Below are 6,276 nucleotides of genomic sequence, written 5' to 3' on the forward strand. Positions count from 1 at the left end.
CTCCGGCCCTGACCGCAAGCATTGCCGGCAATCCAACAATAAAGGGGAAGGACATTCATGCGCGTTGCACTGGCCAGCTTTGAATTCGAGGGCAACACGCTCTCCCAGCAGATCAACGGGCGCGACAGCTTCGCCCGAAAGGTCCTTGTCGAAGGCGAGGCCGTACTGCCTGCGATCGAGGGACGCGACCTTGCCGTCACCGGCGCGCTCGAGGCGCTGCGCAAGGAGGGGCTGGAGATCGTTCCMGTGCTCGTCGCCCATGGCGGTTCCGGCGGCGTCGTCGAGGGCGCCTTCTACCGCGAGACCTTCGAGGCCATCGTCGCCGGCATCCTGAGAGAGCCGGTGGACGGCGTTTTCCTCGCCCTGCACGGGGCGATGATCTGCGAGGGCGAGACCGATCCCGAGGGCGCCCTGCTCGCGGCGCTGCGCGCGGCGCTCGGCCCCGGCATCAAGATTGCCGTGAGCCTCGACCTGCACGCCCATGTCACGCCGCGCATGGCCGGGAATGCCGATATCCTCGTCGGCTACGAAACCTATCCCCATGTCGATGCCCATGGCACCGGGCGGCGCGCGGCCGAACTGCTGGCGGGCGCGCTGCATGGCCGCATCCGGCCCGTGACCCGGCTCCGGCGCATCGACGCGCTCCTGCCCGTCGCCGGCGGCTCGACCCATGGCGATGCGCCGATGGCGGAGCTGCGCCAGCTGGCGCGCCGGATCGAGGCGGACGGGCGCGCGCTCGCTGCGAGCTATTTTCCGGTCCAGCCCTGGCTCGATATCGACGGTCTCGGGATCGCAGGCGTCGCCGTGACCGATGCCGACCCGGCAGCTGCCACCGCGGTGGCCGGCGAGATCGTGCAGGCGATGTGGGACCGTCGCCGCGCCTTCGAGATCCCCTGCCTGTCTCCCGACGAGGCCGTCGCTGAGGCCGTCGCCCGTCCCGAGCGGGTGCTGATCTCGGATGCGCCCGACTGCGTCGGCGGCGGCGCGCCCGGCGATGCGCCGGCCGTGCTGGCGGCCCTGCTGCGCGCCGGGCTCGATGTGGAGGCGGCCGTGCTGGTCGTCGATCCCGCTGCGGCGGCAAAGGCCTTCGCGCTCGGCGTCGGCCAGCCGATCCGCCCCGCGATCGGCTCCGCGCTCGACCCGCGCTTCCATCCGCCGGTTGCGGTCGAGGCGGTGGTCGAGAGCCTGCATGACGGCCATTTCACCTATTCCGCCGGCATCAGCGCCGGCACGCCCGGCCAGATGGGACCGACCGCGGTGCTCCGGGCCGGCCGGCTCCGCATCGTCGTGCCGACCCACGCGACCTACGAATATGCGGACGAGCAATACCGGGCCGCGGGCATCGACATAAGCGACTGCAAGATCGTGGTTTTCAAGAACCCGATGAATTTTCGCACCCTGCTCGATGCCGGGACCTCCTGGGTCATGGTCGGCGGCGCGGGCCCGACGAACCCCAACCTCGCCAGCATCGACTGGCACGTCAAGCAGCGCCCGTTCTGGCCCTGCGACGACCAGGCGCAACCCGTTTTCATGGAGATGAGCCGTGACTGACCCCCTGCTTTCCTGGCCGGCGCCGACGCGCAGCCGCAACCGCCCGCCGATCGAGCCGCGCTTCGCCGAAGGCACGGCCTGGATCGACGGCAGGATCGTGCCGGTGGCGGAAGCCACCCTGCCGCTGCTCGACTGGGGCTTTCTGCGCTCGGATGCCTGCCAGGAGACGATCTCGGCCTGGGACGGGCTGCTGTTTCGCCTCGACGACCATCTCGATCGGTTCTGGCGCTCGCTGGAGCGCCTGCGCATGACCTCGCCGCTCAGCCGCGAGGAGATCCACAGCGCGGTCCACGCCCTGATCGCGACCGCCGGCTTCGACAACGCCTATGTGCAGATCATCATGACGCGCGGCCGGCCGCCGATCGGCAGCCGCGACATCCGGCTCTGCACCCAGCGTTTCCAGGCCTTCTGCATCCCCTATGTCTGGATCGCGACGCCCGAGGTGCAGCAGCGCGGCCTGCATCTCCATGTCGGCAGCCGGCATCGCGTGCCGGCGAACTCCGTCGACCCGATGGTCAAGCACTACCACTGGCTCGATTTCGAGCTCGGCCTGCTGGAGGCCTTCGACCACGGCGCCGAGACCGTCGTGCTGACCGACGGCCAGGGCCATGTCCTGGAGGGTCCGGGTTTCAATATCTTCATCCGCAGGGGCGAGACGCTGCTGACCCCGCGCAGCGGCATGCTCGACGGCATGACCCGACGCACCGTGATGGAGCTTTGCGCCGAGCTCGGCATCACGGTCGAGGCCACCGACGTGCCGGTCGCCGCGCTGCTCGAGGCCGACGAGATCTTCCTGACGACGACCGCCGGCGGCGTGCTTCCGGTCACCTCGGTCGGCACCAGGGCCATCCGCAACGGACCGGGCCCGTTCACCGCCCGGATCCACGCCGCCTACTGGCAACGCCGCGCCGATGGCTGGCTCGGTGAACCCGTCGACTACGTCGTCCCCGCCCCTTCTGCCTCGGAGTAGGACCTGCCATGTTCAACAGACGTCAGTTCATCGCCACGGCCGGCGCCGCCGCGCTTGCCCGCCCCGCCATCGCCCAGGGCACGGCGGCGCGCACGCTGAAATTCATCCCGGAAACCAACCTCGCGATCCTGGACCCGATCGTGACCACGGCGGCGGTCTCGACCACACATGGCTATTGCGTGTTCGACAATCTCTTTGCCGTCGACGACCAGTTGCGGCCGCAGCCGCAGATGGCGGCCGGCGCCACGGTCTCCGACGATGGCAGGACCTATGAGATCAAACTGCGCGACGGCCTGAAATTCCATGACGGCGAGCCGGTGCGGGCGCGCGACTGCGTTGCCAGCCTGAAGCGCTGGAGCATGCGCGACAGTTTTGGCCAGGCGCTCGGCGCGGTCGTCGACGACTGGCAATCGGTCGATGACAAGACGATCCGCGTGCGGCTGAAGCGGCCCTTCCCGCAATTCCTGCGCGCGCTCGGCAAGCCGCATTCCTCGGCCGCCTTCATCATGCCGGAGCGGATCGCCAGTTCCGACCCGATGGCGCCGGTCAAGGAGATGGTGGGATCGGGGCCGTTCCGCTTCGTCGCCAACGAGTTCGTGCCGGGCTCGCGCATGGTCTACGAGAAATTCGAGGGCTATGTGCCGCGCCAGGAGCCGGCCAACTGGACGTCGGGCGGCAAGCGCGTGAATTTCGACCGCGTCGAATGGCATGTCATCACCGACCCGGCGACGGCGGCCGGCGCCCTGCAGCGCGGCGAGGTCGATTGGTGGGAACGCCCCCTGCCCGACCTGATGTCGACGCTGACCTCGAACAAGGAGATCGCGACCAGCACGCTCGACCCTTACGGCCTGATCCTCGGGATGCGCTTCAACCATCAGCAGGCACCGTTCAACAATCCGGCACTGCGGCGGGCCATTCTCTCGGCCGTGACGCAGGATGACTACATGCAGACGGTGATGGCCGGCGATACCGGCAGCTTCCGCACCTGCCAGGCGATGTTCCCCTGCGGGTTGCCGGGGGTGAAGGAGCTCGGCGCCGAGATCATGAAGCAGCCGCCCGATCTGAAGGCGGCCAGGGCGGCGATCGCGGCCTCCGGCTACAAGGGCGAGAAGATCGTCATGCTTCACGCCGCCGATCATCCGCTCATCGCCCCGCTCGGCGACATCACGGCCGATCTGCTGAAGAAGCTCGGCCTGAATGTCGACGTGCAGACGATGGACTGGGGCACCGTCGTCCAGCGGCGCACCTCGAAGGAGCCAGTGGAGCGCGGCGGCTGGAGCATTTTCCACACGAACTGGCCCGGCTCCTCCGTCACCAACCCGGCGGAAAACCTCTATATCCGCGGGGCCGGCGCGTCCGGCTGGTTTGGCTGGCATGACAGCCCGGAGATGGAGACGCTGACGGCGCAATGGCTGGCCAGCACCGACGAGGCCCAGGCGCAAAAGCTGCTGGACGATGTCCAGCGCAGCGCGCTCACCACCGTGCCTGTCGCGCCGCTCGGCCAGATCATCCCAAAAACCGCCTATCGCCGCAACCTGCAGGGCATCCTGACGGCCTCCTCCCCCCTGTTCTGGAACGTCCGCCGGGGCTGACATTCGGTCCGCAGCCACAGCAAACCCGCCGGAGCGATCCGGCGGGTTTTGGCATCAGGTCCGGCTGGGGCTGGTCAGGCCGCGCTTCACCCTGTCCGCTCGGCGCCAGCACCGGCTGGATCTGCTCGACGCGCAGTCCCAACCCATTTGAGACCCATGGAGATCGGCGTCGGGTGGTCGGAGTTTGCCCTTTCCCGACATCCAGGGAGTCTGCTTTCGGGCTGCCCGGTTGGCGCGCCGGCCGATGGGCAAAAGTGGCCCAGCCTCTACCTTCGGAATGTCTGCAATTGGGTAAGGCCGGCGTGCCTGGAATCGATGAGGAGAGTGCTGGCAGGTTGTCGCAGGATGCCTCAGCGCTGCAGGCAGCGGCCGCCCGGTGTTCGGTCTTGCCAGACTGCGCGACCTGCCCGACCTGGAAGGGCTCGAGGATGCGGGCCTGCTCTCGAAGGATATGCTCCTAGCCGAAGAAATTTCGACGAGCGGCTCTGACGACAGGGAGGGCGACGCAGAACGCGACGACTGCTCTCTTGATGACTGGAATTCAGCGGGTGGAACTGACGGCGTCACGAATTGGACGCGCAAATCCTTGCCTCGAGAAGCGCGGTCATGGCTTCTGCCCCTGGCGTCGGCGCAGCATCGCCAGCGGCAGAAGGCGGCGGCTGCGCAGCTTCGGATCAAGCGCCTCGTTGAGGCTGTCGCCGACAAGGTTCGCAGCGAGCACGAAGAGGGATAGCGCGACCGCGGGACCGATAATCAGATAGGGTGCGCGGGTGAGGAAGCCCTTCGCCTCGTTCAGCATCTGCCCCCATTCCGGCATCGGCGGCTGCACGCCGAGGCCGAGATAGCTAAGCGAKGACGCGCCGATCACGAATCCGGGGAGCGTGATGGTCGCCTTGACGATCACCGGAGCGGAAATGTTGTGCAGCACGTGTCGAACCAGGATGTCGGACCAGCTTGCGCCAGCGGCGATCGCCGCCTCGATATAGAGTTCCTGTCGGACAGAGAGAGCGGCGCTGCGCGCGATGCGGATGAAGTTCGGGAGCTGCGACAGTCCAAGCGCGATCACCACGCCCCTTTCCGACGGACCAACCACGACCACGATCACGATGGCGATCATGATCGTCGGAAAGATCAGCATCATGTCGGTCAGGCGCATCACGATCGCGTCGGCGAGACCTCCGCTATAGCCGACGACCATGCCGATCGGCACGCCGAGCAGCAACGAGAACAGCAGCGCAGCCGTCGTGATCTGCAAAGTCACGCGCGTCGCAAGGATCACGCGTGCCAGCGTGTCCCGCCCGAACTGGTCCGTTCCGAACCAATGACTGGCGGATGGCGGCAACAGCCCCGCCGTCAGGTTGGTTTCCAGCGGGTCGGACGGAACGATCCACGGCGCGAGAATCGCGACGAGGTAGAACAGGGCCAGGATCACGCCGAAGAAAAGGCCGACGCGATCGCGGGCATAGTGCCTGAACAGATTCATGTGCCACGTGCCCGGTGCGGCGAGGCTGTCCGATCAATCATGGGCTAGCCTCGGATCCGCCCAGCGGTAGAGCAGGTCGACGATCAGATTCACCAGCACGAACATCATCGCGAAGACGAAGATGCAGCCCTGGGTCAGTGGAAGATCGCGCGTGAGGATCGAATCGACCATGAGCCGGCCAAGGCCGGGCCAGTTGAAGATCGATTCTGCGACTGCGGCGCCGCCGAGCATGCTGCCGAGGCCAAGGCCGAAAAAGGTGATGATCGGCAGCAATGCATTGCGCAGTGCATGCTTGAAGACGATCGTGCGCTCGGGGACGCCTTTGGAGCGCGCGGTCACGATGAAATCGCGCTGCAATGCATCGATCATGCAGGCGCGGACCATGCGCGTGAAGCCCGCCGCTTGCGCAAAACCAAGCGTCAACACCGGCATGACGTAGTGACGCCAGGTGGTCATGCCGCCGATCGGCAGCCAGCGCAGATAGACCCCGAAAAAATAGATCGCGACGATCCCCGACACGAAGATCGGCGTACAGATGCCGATGAGCGAGACGAGCGACACGCCTCTGTCGATCGGCCGGCTCCAGTACATGGCGGAGAGCGAGCCGAGGACGAGGCTGATCGTCGTCGCGAAAAGCATCGCCCAGGCAGCCAGGAGAGCGGTGTTCAACAGGCGCGGAC

Annotated in this window: 5 protein-coding genes; 3 read left to right on the top strand and 2 right to left on the bottom strand. The window is 67.0% G+C overall.

The genetic code is table 11. From position 1 onward, the window contains the following. Positions 1-57 precede the first annotated feature (57 nt). The 3 genes from AC1DJT_RS12550 to AC1DJT_RS12560 are packed head-to-tail and all read left to right on the top strand — an operon-like array spanning position 58 to position 4,113. On the top strand, positions 58-1,551 hold the full coding sequence (locus tag AC1DJT_RS12550) for a M81 family metallopeptidase (protein ID WP_476834163.1): 1,494 nt from the start codon (positions 58-60) through the stop codon (positions 1,549-1,551). Beyond that, positions 1,544-2,521 (top strand): aminotransferase class IV, encoded by a 978-nt coding sequence (locus AC1DJT_RS12555; protein ID WP_476834164.1) that lies wholly within the window; start codon positions 1,544-1,546, stop codon positions 2,519-2,521. Before AC1DJT_RS12550 ends, AC1DJT_RS12555 begins: the two co-directional genes overlap by 8 nt. A gap of 8 nt (positions 2,522-2,529) precedes the next feature. Further along, a complete protein-coding gene (locus AC1DJT_RS12560; protein ID WP_476770343.1) occupies positions 2,530-4,113 on the top strand; it encodes an ABC transporter substrate-binding protein in 1,584 nt (527 codons plus the stop codon). Between the two features lie 604 nt (positions 4,114-4,717). Here the strand turns inward: AC1DJT_RS12560 and AC1DJT_RS12565 are convergent. After that, positions 4,718-5,596, bottom strand: a complete 879-nt coding sequence (locus tag AC1DJT_RS12565; RefSeq protein WP_476770342.1) for an ABC transporter permease — start codon at positions 5,594-5,596, stop codon at positions 4,718-4,720. A gap of 33 nt (positions 5,597-5,629) precedes the next feature. After that, a partial coding sequence (locus tag AC1DJT_RS12570; protein WP_476834165.1) for an ABC transporter permease occupies positions 5,630-6,276 on the bottom strand: 647 nt, incomplete at its 5' end.

The organism is Allobosea sp. 05T422_2 (genome assembly GCF_056396265.1).